Origin of the sequence: Roseospira navarrensis, assembly GCF_009601025.1 — a bacterium.
In the GTDB taxonomy this organism is placed as follows: domain Bacteria; phylum Pseudomonadota; class Alphaproteobacteria; order Rhodospirillales; family Rhodospirillaceae; genus Rhodospira; species Rhodospira navarrensis.
In genome coordinates this window covers 1-22,329 of record NZ_WIVE01000008.1, presented here as the reverse complement: position 1 = coordinate 22,329, position 22,329 = coordinate 1, and the positions used below count along the sequence as shown (strand labels likewise).

The following is a 22,329-nucleotide window of genomic DNA, read 5'->3' as shown; positions in this document are numbered from 1 at the left end:
TCAAGATTTAAAGCGCGACCGCGAGGCCGACGATCCAGATCAGTGCCGTCAGGGCGGCGACGGCGGCCAGCATGACCATGCCGGTCAGGCGCACACCGGCGATGGAGACCTGATGGCCGGCGTCCCACACTAGGTGGCGGATGCCGTTGCACAGGTGGTACATCAGCACCACGGTCCAGCCGAACAGCACCAGATAGCCGAGGGGCGAGCCGAACACCGCCTGGGCGGAGGCGAAGCTCTCCGGTCCATAGGCGGCGGCACCCAGCCAGTAGACCACGAACAGGGTCCCGATCACGAACATCAGCATGCCCGTGATGCGGTGCGAAATGGACAGCACCGGCGCGATCTTGGTGTGGAGCTTGTAGACCTGGAGATGCGGTGAGAGCGGCCGCTCGCGGGTCGGCATGGCTGGAGCCTCTCGCAATGAGCGCGCCCCATCGGGCGCGGAACGTCGGCGAAAACCCCGGGACAACGCCCACGCGACCCCATGGGGACGTCCATGAGGGGCGAGGCCCGGCCCGGTCGTTCCGGGCGGCCCGCGTCGCATGTGCGCCGGTCGTCTCTGGAAAGGGATGGCACGGCGGCAGGCGGCAGGGCGGACAGCGGAACCGACGGAGTCGCCGGAACGCCCTGCGGCGCCGCGCGCGGTCACCGGAACGGCTTTGTGTTTAGCTTTTGGTACAATGCGAGTCAAGTTGCGGTGCACAACGCCCTCAATACCGGAGCGTGCGCCTCGGCCTTGCCGCCGGACCCGCCCCGGGGCGGATCGCGCGGTTCCGGGGCCGGTCCCGCAACGAGCCCTGGGAACGGGCGTCCATTCCGGGACCGTTCGCCTGCGACTTCCACTCTGGCCAACCGCCACGGAAGCCCCGATAATGCCGCCAAAGGTGCGGGCAGTCCCCCGGATCCTCGGGTCGGCCGCCCCGTCACCCGCCCTTTTCGAAGGCTGGACAAGGAGGACACGTCATGCCCGTCCCGCGTACCCGATCCCGCGCCCGCTCCCTGGTGCTCGCCGCCGGTGTGGCCGCCACCGCCCTGGGCGGCACCGTCGCCTCGGCCCAGGCGGAAACCTTCCGCTGGGCCTTCCAGGGCGATTTCCAGGCGCTGGAACCCTACGTGCTGAACGAGACCCACACCCTGGGCACGCTGTCCAACATCTACGAAGGGCTGGTGCGGCGCGACAAGGACCTGGGCATCGAACCCGCGCTGGCGGAGTCCTGGGAGGTCGTGGACCCCACCACCTGGCGCTTCCACCTGCGCGAGGGCGTGACCTTCCACAACGGCAACCCGTTCACGGCCGACGACGTGCTGTTCTCGCTGGAGCGCGCGGGCAAGGAGGGCTCCGACATGTCCTCGCGCGTGGCCGCCATCGCCGAGGTGCGCAAGGTCGATGACATGACGGTGGAGATCGTCACTAGCGCGCCCTACCCCATCCTCACCGCGGACATGACCGATCTGTACATCATGGACAAGGAGTGGGCGGAGGCGAACGACGCCGTCGATCCCGCCAACGTGAAGAAGGGCGAGGAGAACTACGCCACCCGCCATTCCAACGGCACCGGCCCGTTCATGGTCACCGAGCGCCAGCCCGACGTGCGCACCGTGTTCGTGCCGTTCCCCGACTGGTGGGACGAACCCACCCACAACATCACCGAAGCCATCTTCACCCCCGTCACCAGCGACGCCACCCGGGTGGCCGCGCTGCTGTCGGGCGAGATGGACCTCGTCTACCCCGTGCCGCTGCAGGACGCGCCCCGCGTCGAGGCCGCCCCCGGCGTCGAGATGATGGCCGGGGCCGAGGTGCGCACCATCTTCCTGGGCATGGACCAGTGGCGCGACACCATGTTCGAGGGCAGCGTGACCGACGCCAACCCGCTGCAGGACGTGCGCGTGCGCGAGGCGTTCTATCGCGCCATCGATGTGGACGCGATCAAGCAGAAGATCATGCGCGGCAACAGCGCGCCGACCGCCCTGCTGATCGGACCGCAGGTCAACGGCTTCGACCCCGCCTTGAACGAGCGACCGGCCGTGGACATCGAGCGCGCCAAGGCCCTGCTGGCCGAGGCCGGCTATCCGGACGGCTTCGAGATCGGCATGGACTGCCCCAACAACCGCTATGTGAACGACGAGGCCATCTGTCAGGCCGTGGCCGGCATGCTGGCCAAGATCGGCATCAAGGTGAACCTGCTCGCCCAGCCGAAGAGCAAGTACTTCGCCAAGGCGCTGGCCTACGACACCAGCTTCTATCTGCTGGGCTGGACGCCCTCCACCCTGGACGCCCACAACCCGCTGCGCGACTTGGTGAAATGCCGCGAGGAGGGGTACGGCAAGTTCAACCTGGGTGGCTACTGCAATCCCAAGGTGGACGAGCTGACCGACGCCATCCAGAGCGAGATCGACCCGGAGACGCGGCAGGCCATGATCTCCGAGGCGTTCAAGATCGTGCAGGACGACTGGGGCTATATCCCGCTGCACCAGCAGCCGCTGTCCTGGGGCAAGAAGGAGAGCATCGACCTGCACCAGCGGGCGGACAACATCTTCGAGCTGAAGTACGTCACCGTGAACTAGCCGGGTCGGAGAGGCTCACCCCGTAGCGCGGGGTGCCCCCGAATACAGGGCTCAGACCCCGGATTGCCGTTCTATGGCACTGATGGGGTCGAACCCGCCTCACGAGATCCTTCGGTCGCCCCCGGCGACGCGTCGCGTCGCCGCAAAGGAGCGCGACCATCGGACCGATGGTCGCGGGGGCTCCCTCAGGATGACACACTATTGATAGAGTTTGTCATCCTGAACGCCCAAAGGGCGCGAAGGATCTCGTAATGAGGCACGAACCATGACTCCCCTGTCATCTGGATTCGCAGCCCTGCCCCCGAAAAGATCCCCTTTCCCGACCGGCGGAATCGGTTCAGACTGGCTCGATGGCGGATCGTTTCCGAACGATGCGCATCCGTCCCGGCCGCGAGCGGGTGTCCCGCTCCTTGACCGGCAGCCCCGTCCACGGGAGGGACGCATGATTACATTGTACGATTGCTGCAGTCTCTGCGAGGCCGTGCCCGACGAGGTGGAGGCGGTCGCCAGCCATGAGCGTCTGCCGCCAATCGTCGCCACGGGCAAGGTATCGGTTCTGCTCCGGCAGCCCTGGGGCGCCCCGGCCGTCCGCCAGATGATCCTGGATGAGTTCTGCCGCGCCAGCGAGCGCGGCGACCGCGCCGACGCCATGGCGCTGGCGAACCTGGTCTACGAGGCGCGCCGTCGCCACCCCGGCGGCCACGACCGACGGCTTGCGGGCCGCGTGCCCCCCAGTCGGGACTGATCCGACCGGGACTGACCTGACTCCGGACGGAAACGGGGATCCCGACGTTAGAGATCATCCAGAAGGGTGCCCTGTCGCGGGTCCTTTCTGCGGGGTTTCGCGCGTCCGGACGCGCGCGGTTTCGGCGGATCAGGCGCGGCCCCCGGGGACGGGGACGGGGACGGGGGCGGCGGAGACGAGGCCCGCTCCGCCCCGCCGGACCCGATGGTGGCCCCCAGACGGCCGTCGGCGAACTGCAGCGAGACCCCCTGCCCCTCGGCCAGACCCGCCGCCGCCGGAACCGGGCGGTCGTCGGCGTCGCGGACCAGCACGAAGCCCCGGTCCAGCACCTTGCGGAACGAATAGCTCTCCAGCAGCGTGCCGGCGCGCTCCAGGCGGCCGGCGGCATCCTCCAGGCGACGGGCCGCCGCCGCGTCCAGCACCCCGGACAGACGCGCCAGATCGGCGCCCCGGCGCTCGGCCTCGCGGGCCAGGGGCTCCGGGCGCAGCCGCGCCGCCAGCCCCGCCAGAGCCTGCCCGCGCGCATCCACCGCCCGCACCGCCGCGCCGTCCAGGGCGCGGGACAGATGCCCCAGCTCCGCCGCGCGCAGGGCCACGATCTCGCGCGGGCTGCGCAGCCGGGCGGCGAGCCGGTCCAGGTCGGCCCGGCGGCGGTCCAGCAGCGCCGGTCCCGCCAGCGCCAGCCGCTGCGCCCGGTCGTCCAGACGCAGGGTCAGGTCCTCCATCAGCCGATACGGATCCGGCAGGCCCCGCAGCAACCCCGTCAGCCTTGCCCCGCCGTCCTCCAGCAGCCGCCCCATGGCGCCCAGCAGCCGGCGGCCGTCGTCGGCAACCTGGGCCATCAGGTCCAGGCGCACGGGCACGACCATTTCGGCCGCGCCCGTGGGGGTGGGGGCGCGAAGGTCGGCGGCGAAGTCGATCAGCGTGGTGTCCGTCTCGTGCCCCACCGCCGAGACCAGCGGAATGGCCGACGCGGCGGCGGCCCGAACCACGGCTACTTCATTGAAGGCCATCAGGTCTTCGAGGCTGCCGCCGCCGCGCGCGACGATCAGCACATCCGGGCGCGGCACGGTCCCGGCCGGGTCCAGCGCGTTGAAGCCCGCGATGGCCGCCGTGATCTCCTGGGCCGCGCCCTCGCCCTGCACGCGCACCGGCCAGACCAGCACATGCACCGGGCAGCGGTCGTTCAGCCGGTGCAGGATGTCGCGGATCACCGCGCCGGTGGGCGAGGTCACCACCCCCACCACCCGGGGCAGGAACGGCAGCCGCCGCTTGCGCTCGGCCGCGAACAGGCCCTCGGTCGCCAGCCGCCGCTTGCGCTCCTCCAGCATCTTGAGCAGCGCGCCCTCGCCGGCCAGTTCCAGCGACTCGATGATGATCTGATAGCTCGACCGGCCGGGATAGGTGGTCAGACGGCCCGTCGCCACCACCTCCAGGCCCTCTTCCGGCCGCACCGACAGCTTGGCCAGCGTGCCGCGCCAGATCACGCCGTCCAGCACCGCCGCGTCGTCCTTCAGGCGCAGATAGCAGTGACCGGAGCCCGGGATCTTGGGCTGGCTGATCTCGCCGCGCACGCGCACGCGGCCGAAGGCATCCTCGACCGTGCGCTTGAGCGCCTGCGACAGGTCGGAGACGCTCAGTTCCGGCAGGTTGTGAACGGTCTTTGAGTCAGGATCTGGGGTCATGGGCGGAGGATATGCTACACACGGCGCCCGGCGCAAAGCGCCAGACGGACACGGTCGAAAAAGGAACACGGACCCATGAATATCCTGGTGGTCGGCGGCGGCGGACGCGAACACGCCCTGTGCTGGGCCGTGGCGCGCTCGCCCCGGTGCAAGGGCCTGTGGTGCGCCCCCGGCAACGCGGGCATCGCGGCGGTGGCCACCTGCCTGCCGGACGTGGCGGCGGAGGACCTGGACGGCATCCTCGCCGCCTGCCGCGCCCACGCCATCGACCTGGTGGTGGTCGGGCCGGAAGCCCCGCTGGTCTCCGGGCTGGTGGACCGGCTGGAGGCCGCCGGCATCGCTGTGTTGGGCCCCACCGCCGCCGCCGCGCGGCTGGAGGGCTCCAAGGCGTTCATGAAGCAGGTGCTGGCCCGCGCCAAGGTGCCGACGGCCCGGTTCGAGGCGTTCTCGGACGCCGAGGCCGCCAAGGCCCACGTGCGCGAGCGCGGCGCACCCCTGGTGGTCAAGGCCGATGGGCTGGCCGCCGGCAAGGGTGTCCTGATGTGCGAGACCGAAGACGAAGCCCTCGCCGCCGTGGACACCATGCTGTCCGACCGGGCGTTCGGCGCGGCCGGGGCCTCCATCGTCATCGAGGACTGGCTGCGCGGCGAGGAGGCCAGCGTCTTCGCCCTGTGCGACGGCGAAACCGCCGTCTCGCTGGGCGCGGCCCAGGACCACAAGCGCGTCGGCGAGGGCGACACCGGCCCCAACACCGGCGGCATGGGGGCCTATGCGCCCGCGCCGGTGGTCGATCCCGTCATGGAACAGCGCATCATGACCGAGATCGTCCAGCCCACCGTGGACGCCATGGCCGCCGCCGGCACGCCGTTCAAGGGGATCCTGTTCGCCGGGCTGATGATCGACGACACCGGACCGAAGGTGCTGGAGTTCAACGTCCGCTTCGGTGACCCGGAGTGTCAGGCGCTGATGGTGCGGCTGGCGAGCGACCTTGTGGACCTGCTGGAGGCCGCCGCCCACGGCACCCTGGAGGACGCCCCCCTGCCCCGCTGGCGCGACGAAGCGGCGCTGGTGGTGGTGATGGCCGCGCGGGGCTATCCCGGGGCCTACGAGAAGGGCACCGGCATCGGCGGGCTGGACGCCGCCGACGCGGTCGAGGGCGTGACCGTGTTCCACGCCGGCACCAAGGCGGGCGCGGACGGCGCGGTGCTGGCCACCGGCGGCCGGGTGCTGGGCGTGACCGCCCGGGGCGCCAGCGTCGCCGAGGCCCAGGGACGCGCCCATGCCGCCATCGACCGCCTGGACTGGCCCGAGGGCTTCTGCCGCCGCGATATCGGCTGGCGGGCGATCCAGCGGGAACAGGCGGGCTGATCCCTGGACGGGAGTCACGATGGGCGGGGCGAACGCGACCCCGAACCGTCGGGCGGCTTCGCGCCGGAGGCGCAAGCCGCCGCGTGCGACGCCAGCAATTCTCAGGATGGAGGGAGAGCGCCGGTTGCGGCCGGTGCCGGCCTGTTCTCCTCCCCCCTTCGGGGGGAGGTTGGGAGGGGGGCGCGTTCATTTCCGCGCGGACCCCACTTGCCGCATCAACCCCACGGGCTTTGTTTCAACCCCACCCCAACCCTCCCCTATCCAGGGGAGGGAGTCCGGTTCGCGCCTGGGGCTCACAGGCGCTCATTTCGGAGGCCGCGCGGCCAAAATGAGAACTGCTGGTGCGGCGCAGCCCCGGCGGATTGCCCCCGCCTGATCCCCCAACGCACATCGGGCGGGGGAAATCCCCCGCCCGACGCCCGTCCAGCCATCCGGCCCGCGCGTTACGCCGCGACCTTCGGATCCAGCGAGCCCGAGGCGTAGCGCTTCGCCATGTCCGCCAGCGGGATCGGCTTGATCTTGCTGGCCTTGCCGGCGGTGCCGAAGGCCTCGTAGCGGTCCTCGCAGACCTTCTGCATCGCCTCCATGGACGGCTTCAGGTACTTGCGCGGATCGAACTCTTCCGGCTTGGTCGTCAGCACCTTGCGGATGGTGCCCGTGATCGCCATGCGGCAGTCGGTGTCGATGTTGATCTTGCGCACGCCGTTCTTGATGCCCTCGACGATCTCGGACACCGGCACGCCCCAGGTCTCGGGCATGGCGCCGCCGTTCTCGTTGATGAGCTCCTGCAGGTCCTTCGGCACGGTGGAGGACCCGTGCATCACCAGGTGCGTGTCGGGCAGGCGCTTGTTGATCTCCTTGATGACGTTCATCGCCAGGATGTCGCCGGTCGGCTCGCGCGTGAACTTGTAGGCGCCGTGGCTGGTGCCGATCGCCACCGCCAGCGCATCCACCTTGGTGCGCTTGACGAAGTCGGCGGCCTCGTCCGGGTCGGTCAGCAGCATGGAGTGGTCCAGCTCGCCTTCGAAGCCGTGACCGTCCTCCTTGTCGCCCTTGCCGGTCTCCAGCGAGCCCAGGCAGCCCAGTTCGCCTTCCACCGAGACCCCGACCATGTGCGCGGACTCGGCCACCTTGCCGGTGATGCCCCAGTTGTAATCGTAGGAGGCGGGGGTCTTGGCGTCCTCTTCCAGCGAGCCGTCCATCATGACCGACGAAAAGCCGTTGGCGATGGCCGACAGGCAGGTGGACATGGAGTTGCCGTGGTCCTGGTGCATCACCACCGGGATGTCCGGGAACATCTCGGCGACGGCCTGGATCATGTGCTTGATCATGATGTCGCCGGCATAGGAGCGCGCGCCGCGGCTGGCCTGCAGGATGACCGGGGAATCGGTCTTCTGCGCCGCGTGCATGATCGACAGGACCTGCTCCATGTTGTTGACGTTGAACGCCGGCACACCGTAGCTGTGCTCGGCGGCGTGATCGAGGACTTGCCGCAGGGAAACCAGGGCCATGGGTGTGTCTCCTGTTGTGTCTGGATCGGGTCGAGCCGCACGGAAAGCCCGGGGACGGGATACCCGAGTCTGGCGCCGTGTCATGATCTGGGTTCGGCGCCACCCGGGCAAAAGGCGTCGCGTGCTGCCCGGCACGGCGACAGGATGATCAGGCTCTCGCGAGGCACGACCCGGCGCACCGTGGTTTTTTTGACGGCGCGCGCAGAATCCCTCCCGTTTGTCGAGAGCGGTGATACCAACAGTGCAGGGGTCCGGTCCAGTCCGGATACGCGCCGGAGGGCAAGAGCGCGCGCGCGTCACCCACCCGTGACGCTCATGTGGCGGGAGACGGCGGGCCGGTTCGTCCGGTCGATGACGAAATCATGCCCCTTCGGCTTGCGCGCGATGGCCGCGTCGATGGCCTCCAGAAGCGGACCGTCATCGTCGGGATAGGCCCGCAGCGGCGCGCGCAGATCGGCGGCGTCCTCCTGGCCCAGGCACATGTACAGCGTGCCCGTGCAGGTCAGACGGACCCGGTTGCAGCTTTCGCAGAAGTTGTGCGTCATCGGGGTAATGAAGCCGATGCGCTGGCCGGTCTCCGCCACGTCCACATAGCGCGCCGGCCCGCCGGTGCGGAACGGCGTCTCGGTCAGGGTCCAGGATTCGCCCAGGCGATCACGGACGCTGGTGACCGGCAGGTACTGATCCACCCGGTCGGGACCGATCTCGCCCATGGGCATGGTCTCGATGAAGCACAGGTCGAAGCCGCGCTCGCCGCACCAGGCGACCATGCGGCTGAACTCATCCTCGTTGAAGTCCTTCATCGCGACGGTGTTGATCTTCACCTTCAGGCCGGCGGCGCGGGCGGCGGCGATGCCTTCCATCACCTTGTCGGAGTCGCCGCGCCGGGTGACGGTGCGGAAGCGCTCCGGATCCAGCGTGTCCAGCGAGATGTTGATGCGCCGCACCCCGCAGTCGGCCAACGCGTGGGCGTGTTTGGCCAGCGTGGTGCCGTTGCTGGTGAGGGTCAGTTCGTCCAGCCCGCCGTCGTCCAGCATCCGCCCCAGCCCCCGGAACAGGGTCATGACGTCCTTGCGGACCAGCGGTTCGCCGCCGGTGATGCGCAGCTTGCGCACCCCCTTGGAGACAAAGGCGCGGCAGACGCGCTCCAGCTCCTCCAGCGTCAGCAGCTCCCGTTTCGGCAGGAAACTCATCTGCTCCGCCATGCAGTATTGGCAGCGGAGATCGCAGCGGTCCGTCACGGAAACCCGGAGGTAGGTCACGGCGCGTCCGAAGGGGTCGATCATACGGTCCGGTCCCGGAACAGGCTGAAGGGGCCACGGGGGCGCAACCGTCTGCACCACCCTCGAAACATATAGCGCCGCCGCGACCGATCGGCCAGGGGCGCATGTCCCCGATTTTTCACGGGACATCGCGGCCGAGACGGTGAGCCGGCCACATCCGGGTCACGGCCGATCAGGATGACCACCGTCAGCGGGGCGTCAGGGACACGTCAGCGGGGCGTCAGCCGTCCTTTGCTAGACACCCGGTCATGGTCAACCCGGACCACAGACAGGAGAACGCATCATGATTGTTCGCACCACCCTCCAGGGTCTCGCCGCCGCCGCCGTGATCGCCGGCGCCGGCCTCGCCTGGGCCGAAGTGGCCGCCCCCACCTATGCCCCCGTCGCGATGACCGCGCCGACCTCCAGCGCGGAGACGAGCGCCCAGACGGCGGACGCGCCGTCCGCGCCCGCAACCGCAACGGCGCCCACCGTCCTGGCCCAGTCGGGCTATGTCAACACGCCCTCCGGCGAGGGCGGCCGCATGTCCGGCCGCGACGGCGACGACCGGGGCCGGGGCCAGGGCCAGGGCAACGGGCGGGGCTCCGGATGGACCGGCGGCCAGGGCGGCCAGGGCAGCCAGGGCAACCAGACCGGCTATGTCGGTCAGGGCGGCCAGGGCAGCCAGACCGGCTACCGGACCGACGACGATCGCAGTGGCTACAGCGGCTCCGGGTATGAAGACGATGACGACGATGACCGGGACGAGGATCGGGACGGCGACCGCGACGACGACTGATCCCATCCGAAGCGCTCCATCACCGACCCAGGGAGACCGTTCATGACCCGCGCCACCCCATCCCGGCCCCGCGACACCGCCCGCCGCCCCTCGTTCCGGATCGCGCTGCCCGCGATGCGGGCCTGGCATGCCGTCATTGCCGGTGGTTTCCTCGTCGCCTGGCTGACCGGCGACAACGACGATTTCTACATGATGCACCAGGTCGCCGGGTACACGGTGCTTGTGGCCGTCGCCGCCCGCCTGCTGGTCGGTCTGTTCGCCACCAAGATGCCCTGGCGGCTGCCGCGCCCGTCGCTGGCCGGCACGCGCCGCTGGCTGGCCGAGCGCCGGGGCCGCAATCCCCTGTTCGGCTGGCTCGCCGTGGCCCTGTTCGCCACCGTCGGCGCGTCCGCCGGGAGCGGCATGGCCGCGCACTGGCTGCCCTCGGTCGAGGACCTGCACGGCGGCCTGACGGATGCCGCCCTGTGGGTGATCGGCGCCCATGTGGCCTTCGTTGTGTACATGTTCGCCGGCCTGCGCCGGATGCTCACCCAGCGCCTGCGGCCGGCGACCGTCTCCGCCGGAATGCTGTTCGCCGCCGCCGTGGCCGCGCCCCTCGCGCTGACCGCGCCGACCCCGGCGCTGGCGGGGGACGCCGAGGACCGACAGGCCATCCTGGACACGCTGGCCGAGGAGGCCCGGGCGGCCGATCCGGCCTTCAACGGGTTCGATGCGGCGGCGGGGGAAACCCTGTTCCGCACCCGCTGGGCCGGCGGCGACGAACGCACGCCCTCTTGCACCGCCTGCCACACCGAGGATCCGCGCGCCACGGGCCGCAACGCCAAGACCGGCCGCCCGATCGAGCCCGTGGCCGTCTCGGTCAACCCGGACCGCTTCACCGATCCCGACGAGGTCGCCAAGCAGTTCCACCGCGATTGCGACGAAGTGCTGGGTCGCGAATGCACGGCCCAGGAAAAGGGCGACTACATCACCTTCATGATGGGACAGTGACCATGACCCGAACCCCGACCCGCCCCCGCCTGCGCAGCGTCGCCACCGGCGCCGCCGCGCTCCTGATCGGCCTCGCCGCCGGCACCGCCCAGCCCGGGTCCGCCCGGGCCGATGACGACGAGTGGATCCCGCCGGTGACCCACCAGCTCACGCAGGAGGAATGCGGCGACTGCCACATGGCCTTTCAGCCCGGGTTCCTGCCGGCGCGCTCGTGGCTGGCGATGATGAACGGGCTTGCCGACCACTTCGGCGACGATGCCACCATCGCCCCCGAAAAGGCCGACGAAATCCTGGTCTATCTGATGGCCAACGCGGGCGATGCCCAGCCGTCCGGCCTGGCCCGCGAGTACATGCGGTACGTCCGCGAGGACGGCGTGCCGCTGCGCATCACCGAGAACCCCGCCTTCCTGGACGAGCACGACTTCCGCCCGTCGGTCTGGGAGCGCCCGGAGGTGGTGACCAAGTCCAACTGCCTCGCCTGCCACAAGGACGCCGAGCGCGGGTATTACGACGACGATTGATCCGCCGCCCGCCGCACCACCAGGGTCCGGCCGAAGCGCATCAGGGTGCGGGCGCCGGCCCCCTCGGCCACCGCGCGGGCGAGGCCGTCCGCATCCTCCACCACCAGTCCCGCCAGCGCCGTCACCCCGTGGTCGCACAGCAGCGGGGCCAGCGGGGTGCCGGGGCCGGTGACGATCACCTCGGCGCCCGGACGAGCCAGCGCCAGCAGTCCCGGCAGCGAGCCGTTGGCGAAGGTGGCGGCAGTCAGCAGCACGGCTTCGGCGTCCGGCAGCAGCGCGGGCGCCGCCTGCTCGGGAAAGCGGCCGGGGCCGGGCGCGCGCTCGATCAGGCGCAGGTGGGGCACCCGCTCCGCCACCCCCGGGAACGCGCCCACCATCGCCGGCGCGCTGGCATGAGCCGCCGCCTCGGCGAACAGGTCGAGGCCGTTGACCGCCTCTCCCGCCAGATCGACCCGATTATGGGCCGCGTTCAGGGCCGCCGCGCCGAGCGCCCGGGCCATGGGATCGAGCGACCCGGCCAGCCGCGCCAGGTCGGCCAGGGGCCGCCCGGTCAGCGCCCCCGCCGCCGGGGGCGGGCGGCATCCCGCGCCGTCCCGCACGGGAGTCTGGGCGAGCCCCACGCCGTCCGGCCCTTCCACCATCATCCAGTTCAGGCCCACCACCACCCGGCGGACGAGCGCGTCGGCGGGCACGCCCGCCATCATCTCGTCGTACAGGCCGTGCGGCCCCCACCAGCGCCAGCAGGCGTCCAGCGTGGGCCGCAGGATGCGGCCCACGGGCTCGGTGAAAGCCAGCCAGTCCAGGGCGTGGGACTCGGGCACCAGGGTCAGCACCGGCACGCCCTCGGCCATGGCGTGCAGCATCTCGTGGGCCAGCCCCTGGCCCTCCGCCTCCAGGTGGCCGAACTTGGAGACCACCAGCAGGTCCACCCCGTCATCGACGGCCTGGCGCAACACGTGGGTGGCCCCCGCCAGCCCCTGAGTATCCAGCGAGCAGGCCGCCGAGTCGCGCCCCAGCTTCTGCATGATGTCGTGCGACCGCCCGGTGGCCACATCCACCACGGCCATGCCGGTCTTGCGGCCGGTCTCCGGGTGACGCCGGGTGCGCTGGGCCAGCCCGCCGACCCGCAGGCCGCGCGCGGCCAGGGCGGCGGCGAAGGCGATGGGGATCTCCTCCAGCGGGCCGGCGTGGCCCCGATAGAGCAGCGCGGCGGGCCCGGGGCGCGGACGCGGCACCACGGGACCGGGATCGAGGGCGGACAACTCTTGGTATGTCATACGGAACCCGGAAGACAGGATCGGAGTCGGACCGCGAGACCGGACTCCTCCCCACGGCAGGGGGGAGGTTGGGAGGGGGCAAGGGCGGCACAGGGCAACGGGCACAGGTTAAACGGATGGCACGGTCCGCGCCGTCAGAGCAGGCCTCTCGAGATCCCTCGTCTCGCTTCGCTCACTCGGGATGACACCCTAAAATGATAGGATGTCATCCTGAAGCCGCGAAGCGGCTGAAGGACCTCGAGCGCAGGTCTCCGACCCCCTGCAAAGACCTGGAAGAGGGATGCCGTTAACCTGAGCCCGTCGCCCTGCCCCTCCCCAACCCTCCCCTCGCCAGGGGAGGGAGTCCGGGAGGCGCGCCCCGATGATACGGCAAACCGATCATCCGAAGCGAACCAATCCTCCGGAGCGAACCCGTCAAACGGCTTGCGTCTCATGCGCCCGATCGACGCCGAGCCGGGCCGGGGTCAAGACTCCGCCTGCAGGAGCGCCTTGAGGGGCACGGACAGGGTCTCGCGCTCGGCGGCGCGCGCATCGTTCAGGCGCGCCCCGACCGTCTCCGCCCAGGGGCCGCCCGACATCGGACCGCCGTCCGGCATGCGCAGATCGAGCAGCCCCATCAGGTCGTCCAGCGTGACCGCGTCCAGATCGCGGCCGAGCAGCCAGCGGCCGCCCTCCGCCCGCGCCACCAGACCGGCGGTCTCCAGGTCGGTCAGGATACGGCGCAGGCGTTCCTCGGGCAGGCCCGTGTCCAGCAGCAGGCGGCGCCGGCCGACCCCGGCGGGCACCCTTCGGCGCGAGGTGCGCTGCACGCGCGTGGCCTCCTTCTGCAGACGATGCAGCACGCGCAGCGCCGCGTTCAGGTCCTGCCGGCGGGGCTCCGCGCCCTCCTGCCGCTCCATCCGCCACACCGGCAGCACGGCGGTGATGACCGCGCCGGCCAGCACCACCAGCCACGACAGGTACATCCAGACCAGGAACACGGGGATCACGGCGAGGGCCCCGTAAAGGGTCTGGTAGGCCTCGGCATTGGTGACGTAGATCAGAAAGCCGAACCGGAGCGCCGCCACCAGCGCGGCGGCCGCCACGCCGCCCACCAGCGCATCGCGGGGATGCACGGCCCGATAGGGCACCACCAGATAGAGCAGCGTGAAGGCCAGCGCCGTCAGCAGCCACGGCAGCGCCCGCGTCGCCAGCCCGCTCAGGCCGTGCAGGATCGCCGGGCCCTCGCTGGCCACCTCCTGCAGCGCATAGATATAGCCGGACAGCGAGAAACTGGCCCCCAGCAGCATCGGCCCCAGGGTGACCAAGGCCCAATAGATCAGCAGCCGGGCCAGCACGGCCCGCGCCGCCTTGACCCCGAAAATCCCGTTCAAGGCCGTCTCGATGGTCACCAGCAGCATGATCGCCGTCACCGCGATGCCGATCAAGCCGAAGGCGGTCAGGCCGCCGGCCGCCCGGACGAAGTCTTCCACGCGGGTCCGCACGGTCTCGTCCGCGTAGGGAAACAGGACCTCGAACAGGCTGTCCATGATGGCGCCGCGCACCTCGGCGAACACCGGAAAGGCGGCCAGCATGGCCAGCGCGATCGCCAGCAGCGGCACCATGGCCAGCAGCGAGGTATAACTGAGCGAGGCGGCCATGCGCACCGCCTGGGTCTGTTCCACCCGGTTCAGCGTCATGCGCCCCAGCAGAAGCATCGAGTCCCGGACCGACATCCAGGCGGCCGCCCGGCCGCCCTTGGGTCGCGCCGGGTTGCGGTCGGTTTGGGCGGGTGCCGTTTCGCCCGTCATGCTGCCTCCCTTCACCAAATGTCCGGGCCGTCGCGCGCCCATACGAAGCGTTCCCTCCCGGAAGATTATGGTCTAGTGTACGGCCTCCCGGGACGTTCCCACACCGATTGTGGCCCTATCCGTTCAAATCGCCGGCCGGTGACGCGCGGCGATCCGGTTCCGCGTCGGTCCGGAACCGGGTGGCGGCGGGGCCCGTGCCCCTGACGCAACCGGCGGCCAGGGTGATAAGATTCGCAAGACAAGAGGATGAGAATGACGGCTTCCACCCCCATCCTGGCCGGCAAACGCGGTCTCGTCATGGGCGTTGCCAACGACAAGTCCATCGCGTGGGGTATTGCCAAGGCCTGCGCCGCGCATGGTGCGGAACTGGCCTTCACCTATCAGGGCGAACCGCTGCTGAAGCGGGTGCGGCCCCTGGCCGAGAGCATCGGCGTCTCCAAGCTGCTGGACTGCGACGTCATGGACGGCGACAGCATGGACCGGGCCTTCGACGACCTGAAGGAGACCTGGGGCGGCCTGGACTTCGTGGTCCACGCCATCGCCTATTCCGACAAGGACGAACTCAAGGGCCTTTACGTTGATACGTCCGCCGAGAACTTCAAGAACACCATGATGGTCTCGTGCTATTCCTTCACCGACGTGTGCCGGCGCGCGCGCCCCCTTCTGAACACGGGCGGCAGCCTGCTGACCATGAGCTATTACGGCGCCGAGCAGGTCATGCCGCACTACAACGTCATGGGGGTCGCCAAGGCCGCGCTTGAGGCAAGTGTTCGGTATCTCGCCAACGACCTGGGGCCGGAAGCGGTGCGGGTCAACGCCATCTCCGCCGGGCCGATCCGCACCCTGGCCGCCTCGGGCATCGGCGACTTCCGCTTCATCCTGAAGTGGAACGAGTACAACGCGCCGCTGCGCCGCAACGTCACCACGGATGAAGTGGGCAACGCCGCCGTCTACCTGCTGTCCGACCTGAGCTCCGGCGTCACCGGCGAGGTCCACCACGTGGACAGCGGCTATCACACCGTGGGCATGGTGGCCCCGGATTCGGCCCCGCAGATCATCGACCTGCTGGGCGGGTTCAAGTCGGCCAAGCCGGCGGGCTGACGCAGGACAGGGGCTGAGGGGCCGCCGGATGTCGCACAACAGCTTCGGCCACCTGTTCCGGGTGACGACCTTCGGCGAGAGCCACGGGCCGGCCATCGGGTGCGTGGTGGACGGCACGCCGCCGGGGCTCGCCCTGGACGAGGCCGCCCTTCAGCGCGACCTGGACCGGCGCCGGCCCGGCCAGTCGCGCCACACCACGCAGCGCCGCGAGCCCGACGCCGCGCGCATCCTGTCGGGGGTGTTCGAGGGCCGGACCACCGGCACCCCCATCGCCGTGCTGATCGAGAACACCGACCAGCGCAGCAAGGACTACAGCGAGATCGCGGCCAAGTACCGGCCCGGCCACGCGGACTACACCTACGACGCCAAGTACGGCCTGCGGGACTATCGCGGTGGCGGCCGCTCCTCGGCGCGCGAGACCGCCACTCGGGTCGCCGCCGGAGCGATCGCGCGGGCCGTGCTCGGTCCGGCGGTGATCGTGCGCGCCGCCCTGGTGCAGGTGGGCGGGGACCGCCTGGAGGTCCCGCGCGAGGCCTGGGACTGGGACGAGGTCGGCCGCAACCCGTTCTTCTGTCCGGACGCCGCCACCGCCGCGCGCTGGGGCGATCTGATGGACGCCGTCCGCAAGGCCGGCAGTTCCGTCGGCGCCGTGGTCCAGGTGGAGGCCGAGGGTGTGCCTCCCGGCTGGGGCGCGCCCCTGTACGGCAAGCTGGACCAGGACCTGTGCGCCGCGCTGATGAGCATCAACGCCGTCAAGGGCGTGGAGATCGGGGCCGGGTTCGCCGCCGCCGCCCTGTCCGGCGAGGACAACGCCGACGAGATGAGACCCGGCCCGGACGGCGGACCGCCCGTCTTCACGAACAACCACGCCGGCGGTATCCTGGGCGGCATCTCCACGGGGCAGACGGTGGTGGCGCGCATGGCCGTCAAGCCGACCAGTTCCATCCTGACGCCGCGCCGCACCGTCACCCGCGACGGCGCGGCCTCCGAGATCGTCACCAAGGGCCGCCATGACCCCTGCGTCGGCATCCGCGCGGTGCCGGTGGCCGAAGCCATGATGGCCTGCGTGCTGGCCGACCACAAGCTGCGCCATCGGGGCCAGTGCGGCGCGGACGGCGGCGAGGCTCCCCCGTGAGCCGCGACCCGGCCGAGCCCCCCGAAATCGACCCCGTCATGGAGTCGGCCTACAACTGCCGCGCGGCCGTGCCGGAACACCCCGAGATTTTCGACCGCTGGTCCCGCAGCAGCGCCGATGCCCGCGCCTGGGCCGGCCGCCATGTCCGCCGGGACATCCGCTACGGCCATGGCCCGCGCCGCACCATGGATGTCTTCGGGGCCGGCATGACGGCCCTGCCCCGGCCGGTGCTGATCGTGCTGCACGGCGGCTACTGGCAGGCCATGGACAAGAGCGTGTTCGGCTTCCTGGCCCCCCCGTTCGTCGAGGCGGGGGCCGCCGTGGTCATCCTGAACTACCCCCTGTGCCCGGACGAGCCCCTGTCCGCCATCACCAACGCGGTCCGCGAGGCGATCCAGGTGCTGTGGCAGGATGCCTCGATCCTGGGGCTGGACCGGCACCGCTTCGTCGTCGCCGGGCACTCGGCGGGCGGCCATCTGGTGGCCCAGATGCTCTGCACCAACTGGCCGGGCCTGGATGCCGGCATGCCGCTGGACACCCTGAAGGGCGGCATCGCGATCAGCGGCCTGTTCGACCTGCGCCCGCTGGTGCGCACCTCGATCAACGGCGCGCTGCGGCTGGACACGGCGGCGGCCGAACGCAACAGCCCGCTGTTCGGCACGCCGCTGCCCGGGGTCTCGCTCACGCTGGCCGTGGGCGAGCTGGAGAGCGACGCCTTCCATGACCAGTCCGGCCGGCTGCTTCAGCGCTGGATCGCCCAGGGCGCGCACGCCACCTGGATCCCGTTGCCGGGGCGCCACCACTTCACCGCGCTGGAGGCCCTGGCCGATCCCCGCCACGAACTGTTTCACGACGCCCTCGGGCGTCTGGGCGTGCCGGCCTCAGGCCGGTCTTGACGGCGCCCCGAGCCTACGCCCAGGATTCCGCCGGGTCGGGCCGAGTACGCCCCGCGCATCACGGCCCCGCCCCTTCCTTTCCCCGCTCCCTCCGCGAGACCGACCGATGCAGAAAATCTTCGTGTTCATGAAATGCGACCTTGGCCATGCCTACGACGTGGCCGCCGCCCTGGTGGACGGCCTGGAAGAGGTGTCGGAGGTGGACAGCATTTCCGGCCAGTACGATCTTCTGGCGAAGTTCTACCTGCCCAAGGATCACGACATCGGCCGCTTCGTGACGGAGAAGGTCCAGACCATCAAGGGCATCAAGGACACCTTCACCCTGGTCGCCTTCAACGCCTTCACCTGATCGGGCACCTGATCGGGCACCTGATCGGGCACCTGATCGGGCACCTGATCGGGCACCTGATCGGGCACCTGATCGGGACCGGGACCGCTACCGGCCGCCGCTGCCGGTGATGCCCGCGTTGAAGTGATCCAGCAGAGCCGCGATCCGCGCCGCATCCGGCTGGCCGAGCGCCTGATGCGCCAGCGCGTGCGCCTTGCCGGCGGAGATGCGCCGCACCCGCTGCTTGACCGCCGGGATGGCGATGGCCGCCATGGACAGATCGCGCAATCCCAGCCCGATCAGCAGCGGCGTCAGGCGCGGATCGCCCGCCATCTCGCCGCACACCGACACCGGAATCCCCGCCGCCTGGGCGGCCCCGGTGGTGAAGTGCATCAGCCGCAGCACGGCCGGATGCAGGGGGTCGTACAGGTGCGCGACGGCCTCGTCCGTGCGATCGATGGCCAGGGCGTACTGGGTCAGGTCGTTGGTGCCGATGGCGAAGAAGTCCGACTCGCGGGCCAGCGCGTCGGCCGACAGCGCCGCCGCCGGCACCTCGATCATCACGCCGACCGGCGGCATGGGATCGGGCAGCGGCCGGCCCCGGGCCCGGAAGTCGGCCACCACCTCCGCCAGCACCGCCTTGGTCGTCGTCAGTTCGTCGATGGTGCAGACCATCGGGATCAGGATGCGGGTCGGCCCGTGCCAGGCGGCGCGCAGGATGGCGGCGAACTGGGTGCGCAACAGGTCGCGGCGCACCAGCGACAGCCGCACGGCCCGCAGTCCCAGCGACGGATTGGTGCCGGGCTTGATGTCCAGCGCATCGCCCAGCTTCTCGCCGCCCAGGTCCAGGGTGCGGATGGTCACGGTGCGCCCGCGCATCTGCTCCACCAGCGTGGTCAGGGCGGCGGCCTGCTCGTCCTCGGTGGGCAGCGTCTTGCGGTTCATGAACATGAACTCGGAGCGCACGAGGCCGATCCCCTCCGCACCGGCCTGCAGCACCGACTCCGCCTCTGTCGGCAGCTCGATATTGGCGTTCAGGTGGACGGCCACCCGGTCGCGCGTCACCGACGGCACATCCCGCAGGCGCTGCAGGTTGCGCCGGGTGCGCAGAAACCCCACGCGGCGGTCGCGGTACAGCGCCAGGGTCTCCGCGTCCGGGTCCAGGATCACCACACCCTCGGAGCCGTCCACGACCGCCTTGGCGCCCGCCCGCGCGTGCCGCATCACGCCGGTGGCCGCCATCACCGCCGGCAGCCCCAGCGAGCGGGCCATGATCGCCGTGTGGCTCTGGCGGGCCCCCAGGCCCGTGACCAGCCCGCCGACGAGGCGGGGATTGAGCTGCGCGGCATCGGCGGGGCTGAGTTCCTCGGCCACGATGACGGTGCCACGCGGCAGCGCCCCCAGCCCGGTGGAGCGGGGCCGGCGCGCCAGATTGCGGATCAGGCGCCGACCCACCTCGCGGATGTCGTCGATGCGCGCCGAGACGTATTCGTCGTCCACGGCGGCGAACGCCCCGATCAGCTCGCCCATTTCGGTGCGCACGGCGGCCTCGGCGTTGATGCGCTCGTGCGAGATGCGGTGGTCCACCCCGCGCACCAGCCGCGAGCCCCGCAGCATCTGCTCGTAGGCCTCCAGGATGCAGGCCAGCTCCTCGCCCGCCTCGGCCGGCATGGCGCGCGCCCGCTGGACCAGCGCGCCCAGTTCCTTGATGGAGCGGTCCGCCGAATCGGCGAAGCGCAGGCGTTCCCGCTCCACCAGACCGACGGGGATGCGGTATTCCGGAATCGGCGCCAGACCGCCGTCGTGGAGATAGACCGTGCCGATGCCGAACCCGGGCCCCACCGAAACGCCGGTCAGCCGCACCATGTCGCGGGGCTCGTCCGGGGTGTCATCGTCGGTCACGGGGTCCATGTCGCCGCCCCCGCCCGCTTCCGGATCGTCGAAGTCCTCCGCATCGGCGACCGTCGGGCTCAGCGGCGACGGCAGACCGGGCGGACGTCCTGCCGCGATCCTAGTCCTCATCGAACCTGTCCGCGATGAGGGCCTGCAGGGCCTCCAGGACGTCCCGGGCCTGGGCGCCGTCGCAGACGATGCGGATGACGGTGCCCGGCCCCGCGGCCAGCATCATCAGCCCCATGATGGAATGGCCCGAGACCTCCTGGCCCCGGCTGAACACCTTCACCGAGGCGTTGAACCGCTCCACCGTCTTGACGAAGCGAGCCGCCGCGCGGGCGTGCAGGCCGCGCTGGTTGATGATCTCGCATTCGGCCGCAACCGCGCCCTCCCCGCCGGTGGCCGCGACCTCGACACCGGACGAAGTCCCCGCCGGGTCGGCGGTGGACCGCAGCACGCGACCGCAGGGGCCGGACCGGGCGGGGGAATGGCGGGCGTGCAAGGGGCTACTCCTGGGTCAGGAGGCGCGAGGCCACGTTGATGTATTTGCGCCCCGCCAGTTGGGCGCTGGTGACCGCGTCGGCGAGGGGTTCCGTGCCGCGCACCGAGGCCAGCTTGATGAGCATCGGCAGGTTGACGCCGGCGATCACCTCGATGGTGGACCGATCCATGATGGAAATCGCCAGGTTGGAGGGCGTGCCGCCGAACATGTCGGTGAGCACGATGACGCCCTGGCCCTGATCGACCCGCCCCACCGCCTCGACGATGTCGGCGCGGCGCTGCTCCATGTCGTCGTCCGGGCCGATGCAGATGGTCCCCACGTTCTTCTGCGCCCCGACCACGTGTTCCAGCGCGGCCAGCATTTCCTCGGCCAGCCGGCCGTGGGTCACGAGCACCAGTCCGATCATCGGATGTCCCCTCGGGTCATGCCGGCCCCTGTCATCCCGTGTTGTCCCCGTCTCGTCTCGTCACGTCTCGCCGCACCCCATGCGCGGCGTCCGTCGCGGCGGCGTCTAGAGCGCCGTCGTCCCCGCCTCCAGATCCCGGTGCCGCACCGAGACCCGCCGACCCTGGTCCCGAAGCCAAACCCCCAGGCGCTCCGCCAGCAGCACCGAGCGGTGCCGTCCCCCGGTGCAGCCGACGGCCACCGTCAGGTAGCTTTTGCCCTCGCCGCCCTGCCGGGGCAGGACGACATCCAGCAGCGCCACCAGCGCCGACCAGAAGCGGCCGAAATCCGGATCGCCCTCCACATGCGCGCCCACGGCGGGATCGCGCCCCGTCAGGGGACGCAAGTCTGTCACGTAATGTGGATTACGCAGGAACCGCGCGTCAAACACAAGGTCCGCCTCGCGCGGCAACCCGTGCCGGAACCCGAAGGAGACCACCGCGATCTGCAACCCGTCGCTGACGGTCCCGAGGCCCAGTTGATCCTCCAGCCGGCGCTTCAGGTCGCCAAGGGTGGCGTGCGCGGTGTCCACCAGCACATCGGCGCAGGCCCGCAGCGGCGCCATGCGGGTGCGCTCCAGCGCCAGACCATCGCTCAGGGGACGGTCCAGGGCGAGCGGGTGGCGGCGGCGCGTCTCGGTGAAGCGCTGGCGGAGCACCTCGTCGTCGCAGTCCAGGAACACCAGCGCCACATCCAGCCCCGGCCGCTCGCGCAGCCGGGTCAGCGAGGACAGCAGGCGCGAGACGGTGAAGTCCCGCGTCCGCACGTCGATCCCCACGGCCAGCGGGCGGTCGAGCGTGCCGCCCGCGACCAGCGCATCCAGAAGCGCCAGCGGCAGGTTGTCCACCGCTTCGTAGCCCAGATCCTCCAGCGCGTTCAGGGCGGAGGACTTGCCGGCCCCGGACATGCCGGTCAGCACGACCAGCCGGTGGGACCCGCTCGCTTCGCCCTCCACGCCGGGATCGGGATTCGCCTCGCCGCCGGCATCCGCGTGATCCGAGCCCTGCTGCGCGTCGGCGGTCATGCGTCGATCTCTTCCGCCACCGGCTTGATGGCCCCGGTGGCGATGGCCGCCGCCAGCCGCACCTTCGCCGGGGCCGAGACCTCGAACGGCCACAGCACGAACCGGCGCACCCGCACCGGCGTGTGCGTGCTGTGCCGGTTGGCGTCGGCCAACGGATCGCACGTGCCCGTGGCCGGCATGCGCGGCACCGCGCCGGGCAGCGGCGCCATGTCGATGACGGCGATCACCGGGGCATGCGCGACCCAGCGCGTCGTGTCCAGCGGGATGATGCCGATACCGCGCACCTCCATCATCCCGCGCAGCGTGGCCGGGGTCGAGGCGTACAGCAGCCCGCTTTCCTCGTCGCGCTCCAGGATTGTCTGTTTGATTTGTGGCATTGTGGAGATGCCGGGTTGCGGGGCCCCGGGTGGCCACCCGGGGCCCCGCACCGGATCGTGTGATCGTCTCAGGATGGGGTCTTTGCCCGTTGTCATCGTGATCCGCGATCCGG

General features: G+C 70.8%; 21 protein-coding genes. 10 read left to right on the top strand and 11 right to left on the bottom strand.

The genetic code is table 11. The features are described from left to right. Positions 1–7: 7 nt before the first annotated feature. Complete coding sequence (gene sdhC / locus GHC57_RS04340) at positions 8–406, bottom strand: succinate dehydrogenase, cytochrome b556 subunit (RefSeq protein ID WP_153341553.1); 399 nt, start codon at positions 404–406, stop codon at positions 8–10. 560 nt (positions 407–966) lie between these two features. On the opposite strand from sdhC, the gene GHC57_RS04335 reads away from it, so the two are divergent. Continuing rightward, positions 967–2,568 (top strand): ABC transporter substrate-binding protein, encoded by a 1,602-nt coding sequence (locus GHC57_RS04335; protein ID WP_153341551.1) that lies wholly within the window; start codon positions 967–969, stop codon positions 2,566–2,568. A 442-nt stretch (positions 2,569–3,010) separates the two neighbouring features. Continuing rightward, a complete protein-coding gene (locus tag GHC57_RS04330; RefSeq protein ID WP_153341549.1) occupies positions 3,011–3,313 on the top strand; it encodes a hypothetical protein in 303 nt (100 codons plus the stop codon). A gap of 47 nt (positions 3,314–3,360) precedes the next feature. On the opposite strand, the gene xseA is transcribed toward GHC57_RS04330, so the two are convergent. Next, positions 3,361–4,998, bottom strand: coding sequence for an exodeoxyribonuclease VII large subunit (gene xseA, locus GHC57_RS04325; RefSeq protein ID WP_153341546.1), 1,638 nt, complete (start codon positions 4,996–4,998; stop codon positions 3,361–3,363). 75 nt (positions 4,999–5,073) lie between these two features. Between xseA and purD the strand changes: the two genes are divergently transcribed. Then, a complete protein-coding gene (gene purD / locus GHC57_RS04320) occupies positions 5,074–6,366 on the top strand; it encodes a phosphoribosylamine--glycine ligase (RefSeq protein ID WP_153341543.1) in 1,293 nt (430 codons plus the stop codon). Positions 6,367–6,809: 443 nt separating this feature from the next. On the opposite strand, the gene fba is transcribed toward purD, so the two are convergent. Beyond that, positions 6,810–7,877 carry a class II fructose-bisphosphate aldolase gene (gene fba, locus GHC57_RS04315; RefSeq protein ID WP_153341540.1) on the bottom strand — a complete coding sequence of 356 codons (1,068 nt, stop codon included), beginning with the start codon at positions 7,875–7,877 and terminating at the stop codon, positions 6,810–6,812. 296 nt (positions 7,878–8,173) lie between these two features. Continuing rightward, the gene (gene moaA / locus GHC57_RS04310; protein WP_153341538.1) at positions 8,174–9,163 is read right to left on the bottom strand and encodes a GTP 3',8-cyclase MoaA; all 990 of its coding nucleotides are present in this window, start codon (positions 9,161–9,163) and stop codon (positions 8,174–8,176) included. 280 nt (positions 9,164–9,443) lie between these two features. Here moaA and GHC57_RS04305 point away from each other — a divergent pair, with 280 nt between their 5' ends. Genes GHC57_RS04305 through GHC57_RS04295 form a run of 3 tightly spaced genes read left to right on the top strand, consistent with a single transcriptional unit; the run spans position 9,444 to position 11,449 of the window. Next, a complete protein-coding gene (locus GHC57_RS04305) occupies positions 9,444–9,938 on the top strand; it encodes a hypothetical protein (protein WP_153341536.1) in 495 nt (164 codons plus the stop codon). Positions 9,939–9,980: 42 nt separating this feature from the next. Then, positions 9,981–10,928: a DUF1924 domain-containing protein gene (locus GHC57_RS19830; RefSeq protein ID WP_246152131.1), complete on the top strand. Its 948-nt coding sequence runs from the start codon at positions 9,981–9,983 to the stop codon at positions 10,926–10,928. Positions 10,929–10,930: 2 nt separating this feature from the next. Beyond that, a complete protein-coding gene (locus GHC57_RS04295) occupies positions 10,931–11,449 on the top strand; it encodes a cytochrome C (RefSeq protein ID WP_153341533.1) in 519 nt (172 codons plus the stop codon). Here the strand turns inward: GHC57_RS04295 and GHC57_RS04290 are convergent. Continuing rightward, entirely contained in the window at positions 11,434–12,711 is a 1,278-nt protein-coding gene (locus GHC57_RS04290; protein WP_170294676.1) for a DUF2478 domain-containing protein, read from the bottom strand. The two genes, GHC57_RS04295 and GHC57_RS04290, sit on opposite strands and share 16 nt — an antisense overlap. 479 nt (positions 12,712–13,190) lie before the next feature. Further along, a complete protein-coding gene (locus GHC57_RS04285) occupies positions 13,191–14,516 on the bottom strand; it encodes a YihY family inner membrane protein (RefSeq protein ID WP_170294675.1) in 1,326 nt (441 codons plus the stop codon). Between the two features lie 252 nt (positions 14,517–14,768). On the opposite strand from GHC57_RS04285, the gene fabI reads away from it, so the two are divergent. The 4 genes from fabI to GHC57_RS04265 all read left to right on the top strand — a co-directional run bounded on the left by fabI (position 14,769) and on the right by GHC57_RS04265 (position 17,997). Beyond that, positions 14,769–15,617 (top strand): enoyl-ACP reductase FabI, encoded by an 849-nt coding sequence (fabI, locus tag GHC57_RS04280; RefSeq protein WP_153341527.1) that lies wholly within the window; start codon positions 14,769–14,771, stop codon positions 15,615–15,617. Positions 15,618–15,645: 28 nt separating this feature from the next. Further along, positions 15,646–16,752, top strand: a complete 1,107-nt coding sequence (aroC, locus tag GHC57_RS04275; RefSeq protein ID WP_153341525.1) for a chorismate synthase — start codon at positions 15,646–15,648, stop codon at positions 16,750–16,752. Further along, entirely contained in the window at positions 16,749–17,648 is a 900-nt protein-coding gene (locus GHC57_RS04270; protein ID WP_153341522.1) for an alpha/beta hydrolase fold domain-containing protein, read from the top strand. The genes aroC and GHC57_RS04270 overlap by 4 nt, the downstream gene beginning before the upstream one ends. 106 nt (positions 17,649–17,754) lie before the next feature. Then, complete coding sequence (locus tag GHC57_RS04265; RefSeq protein ID WP_153341520.1) at positions 17,755–17,997, top strand: Lrp/AsnC family transcriptional regulator; 243 nt, start codon at positions 17,755–17,757, stop codon at positions 17,995–17,997. Between the two features lie 87 nt (positions 17,998–18,084). On the opposite strand, the gene ptsP is transcribed toward GHC57_RS04265, so the two are convergent. The 5 genes from ptsP to GHC57_RS04240 form a co-directional block, all read right to left on the bottom strand. Beyond that, positions 18,085–19,998, bottom strand: a complete 1,914-nt coding sequence (gene ptsP, locus GHC57_RS04260; RefSeq protein ID WP_246152130.1) for a phosphoenolpyruvate--protein phosphotransferase — start codon at positions 19,996–19,998, stop codon at positions 18,085–18,087. Continuing rightward, positions 19,988–20,371, bottom strand: a complete 384-nt coding sequence (locus GHC57_RS20530) for an HPr family phosphocarrier protein (RefSeq protein ID WP_281354689.1) — start codon at positions 20,369–20,371, stop codon at positions 19,988–19,990. The genes ptsP and GHC57_RS20530 overlap by 11 nt, the downstream gene beginning before the upstream one ends. A 4-nt stretch (positions 20,372–20,375) precedes the next feature. Next, positions 20,376–20,777: a PTS sugar transporter subunit IIA gene (locus GHC57_RS04250; protein WP_153341518.1), complete on the bottom strand. Its 402-nt coding sequence runs from the start codon at positions 20,775–20,777 to the stop codon at positions 20,376–20,378. A 105-nt stretch (positions 20,778–20,882) separates the two neighbouring features. Next, entirely contained in the window at positions 20,883–21,839 is a 957-nt protein-coding gene (rapZ, locus tag GHC57_RS04245) for an RNase adapter RapZ (RefSeq protein ID WP_153341516.1), read from the bottom strand. After that, on the bottom strand, positions 21,836–22,216 hold the full coding sequence (locus GHC57_RS04240; protein WP_153341514.1) for a phosphoenolpyruvate carboxykinase (ATP): 381 nt from the start codon (positions 22,214–22,216) through the stop codon (positions 21,836–21,838). Before GHC57_RS04240 ends, rapZ begins: the two co-directional genes overlap by 4 nt. Positions 22,217–22,329 lie beyond the last annotated feature (113 nt).

What these genes read in the sequence shown, in the direction of transcription:
- sdhC (WP_153341553.1), bottom strand. Translation starts at nt 406, where the DNA reads ATGCCGACCCGCGAGCGGCCGCTCTCACCGCATCTCCAGGTCTACAAG.
- GHC57_RS04335 (WP_153341551.1), top strand. Translation starts at nt 967, where the DNA reads ATGCCCGTCCCGCGTACCCGATCCCGCGCCCGCTCCCTGGTGCTCGCC.
- GHC57_RS04330 (WP_153341549.1), top strand. Translation starts at nt 3,011, where the DNA reads ATGATTACATTGTACGATTGCTGCAGTCTCTGCGAGGCCGTGCCCGAC.
- xseA (WP_153341546.1), bottom strand. Translation starts at nt 4,998, where the DNA reads ATGACCCCAGATCCTGACTCAAAGACCGTTCACAACCTGCCGGAACTG.
- purD (WP_153341543.1), top strand. Translation starts at nt 5,074, where the DNA reads ATGAATATCCTGGTGGTCGGCGGCGGCGGACGCGAACACGCCCTGTGC.
- fba (WP_153341540.1), bottom strand. Translation starts at nt 7,877, where the DNA reads ATGGCCCTGGTTTCCCTGCGGCAAGTCCTCGATCACGCCGCCGAGCAC.
- moaA (WP_153341538.1), bottom strand. Translation starts at nt 9,163, where the DNA reads ATGATCGACCCCTTCGGACGCGCCGTGACCTACCTCCGGGTTTCCGTG.
- GHC57_RS04305 (WP_153341536.1), top strand. Translation starts at nt 9,444, where the DNA reads ATGATTGTTCGCACCACCCTCCAGGGTCTCGCCGCCGCCGCCGTGATC.
- GHC57_RS19830 (WP_246152131.1), top strand. Translation starts at nt 9,981, where the DNA reads ATGACCCGCGCCACCCCATCCCGGCCCCGCGACACCGCCCGCCGCCCC.
- GHC57_RS04295 (WP_153341533.1), top strand. Translation starts at nt 10,931, where the DNA reads ATGACCCGAACCCCGACCCGCCCCCGCCTGCGCAGCGTCGCCACCGGC.
- GHC57_RS04285 (WP_170294675.1), bottom strand. Translation starts at nt 14,516, where the DNA reads ATGACGGGCGAAACGGCACCCGCCCAAACCGACCGCAACCCGGCGCGA.
- fabI (WP_153341527.1), top strand. Translation starts at nt 14,769, where the DNA reads ATGACGGCTTCCACCCCCATCCTGGCCGGCAAACGCGGTCTCGTCATG.
- aroC (WP_153341525.1), top strand. Translation starts at nt 15,646, where the DNA reads ATGTCGCACAACAGCTTCGGCCACCTGTTCCGGGTGACGACCTTCGGC.
- GHC57_RS04265 (WP_153341520.1), top strand. Translation starts at nt 17,755, where the DNA reads ATGCAGAAAATCTTCGTGTTCATGAAATGCGACCTTGGCCATGCCTAC.
- ptsP (WP_246152130.1), bottom strand. Translation starts at nt 19,998, where the DNA reads ATGAGGACTAGGATCGCGGCAGGACGTCCGCCCGGTCTGCCGTCGCCG.
- GHC57_RS04250 (WP_153341518.1), bottom strand. Translation starts at nt 20,777, where the DNA reads ATGATCGGACTGGTGCTCGTGACCCACGGCCGGCTGGCCGAGGAAATG.
- rapZ (WP_153341516.1), bottom strand. Translation starts at nt 21,839, where the DNA reads ATGACCGCCGACGCGCAGCAGGGCTCGGATCACGCGGATGCCGGCGGC.
- GHC57_RS04240 (WP_153341514.1), bottom strand. Translation starts at nt 22,216, where the DNA reads ATGCCACAAATCAAACAGACAATCCTGGAGCGCGACGAGGAAAGCGGG.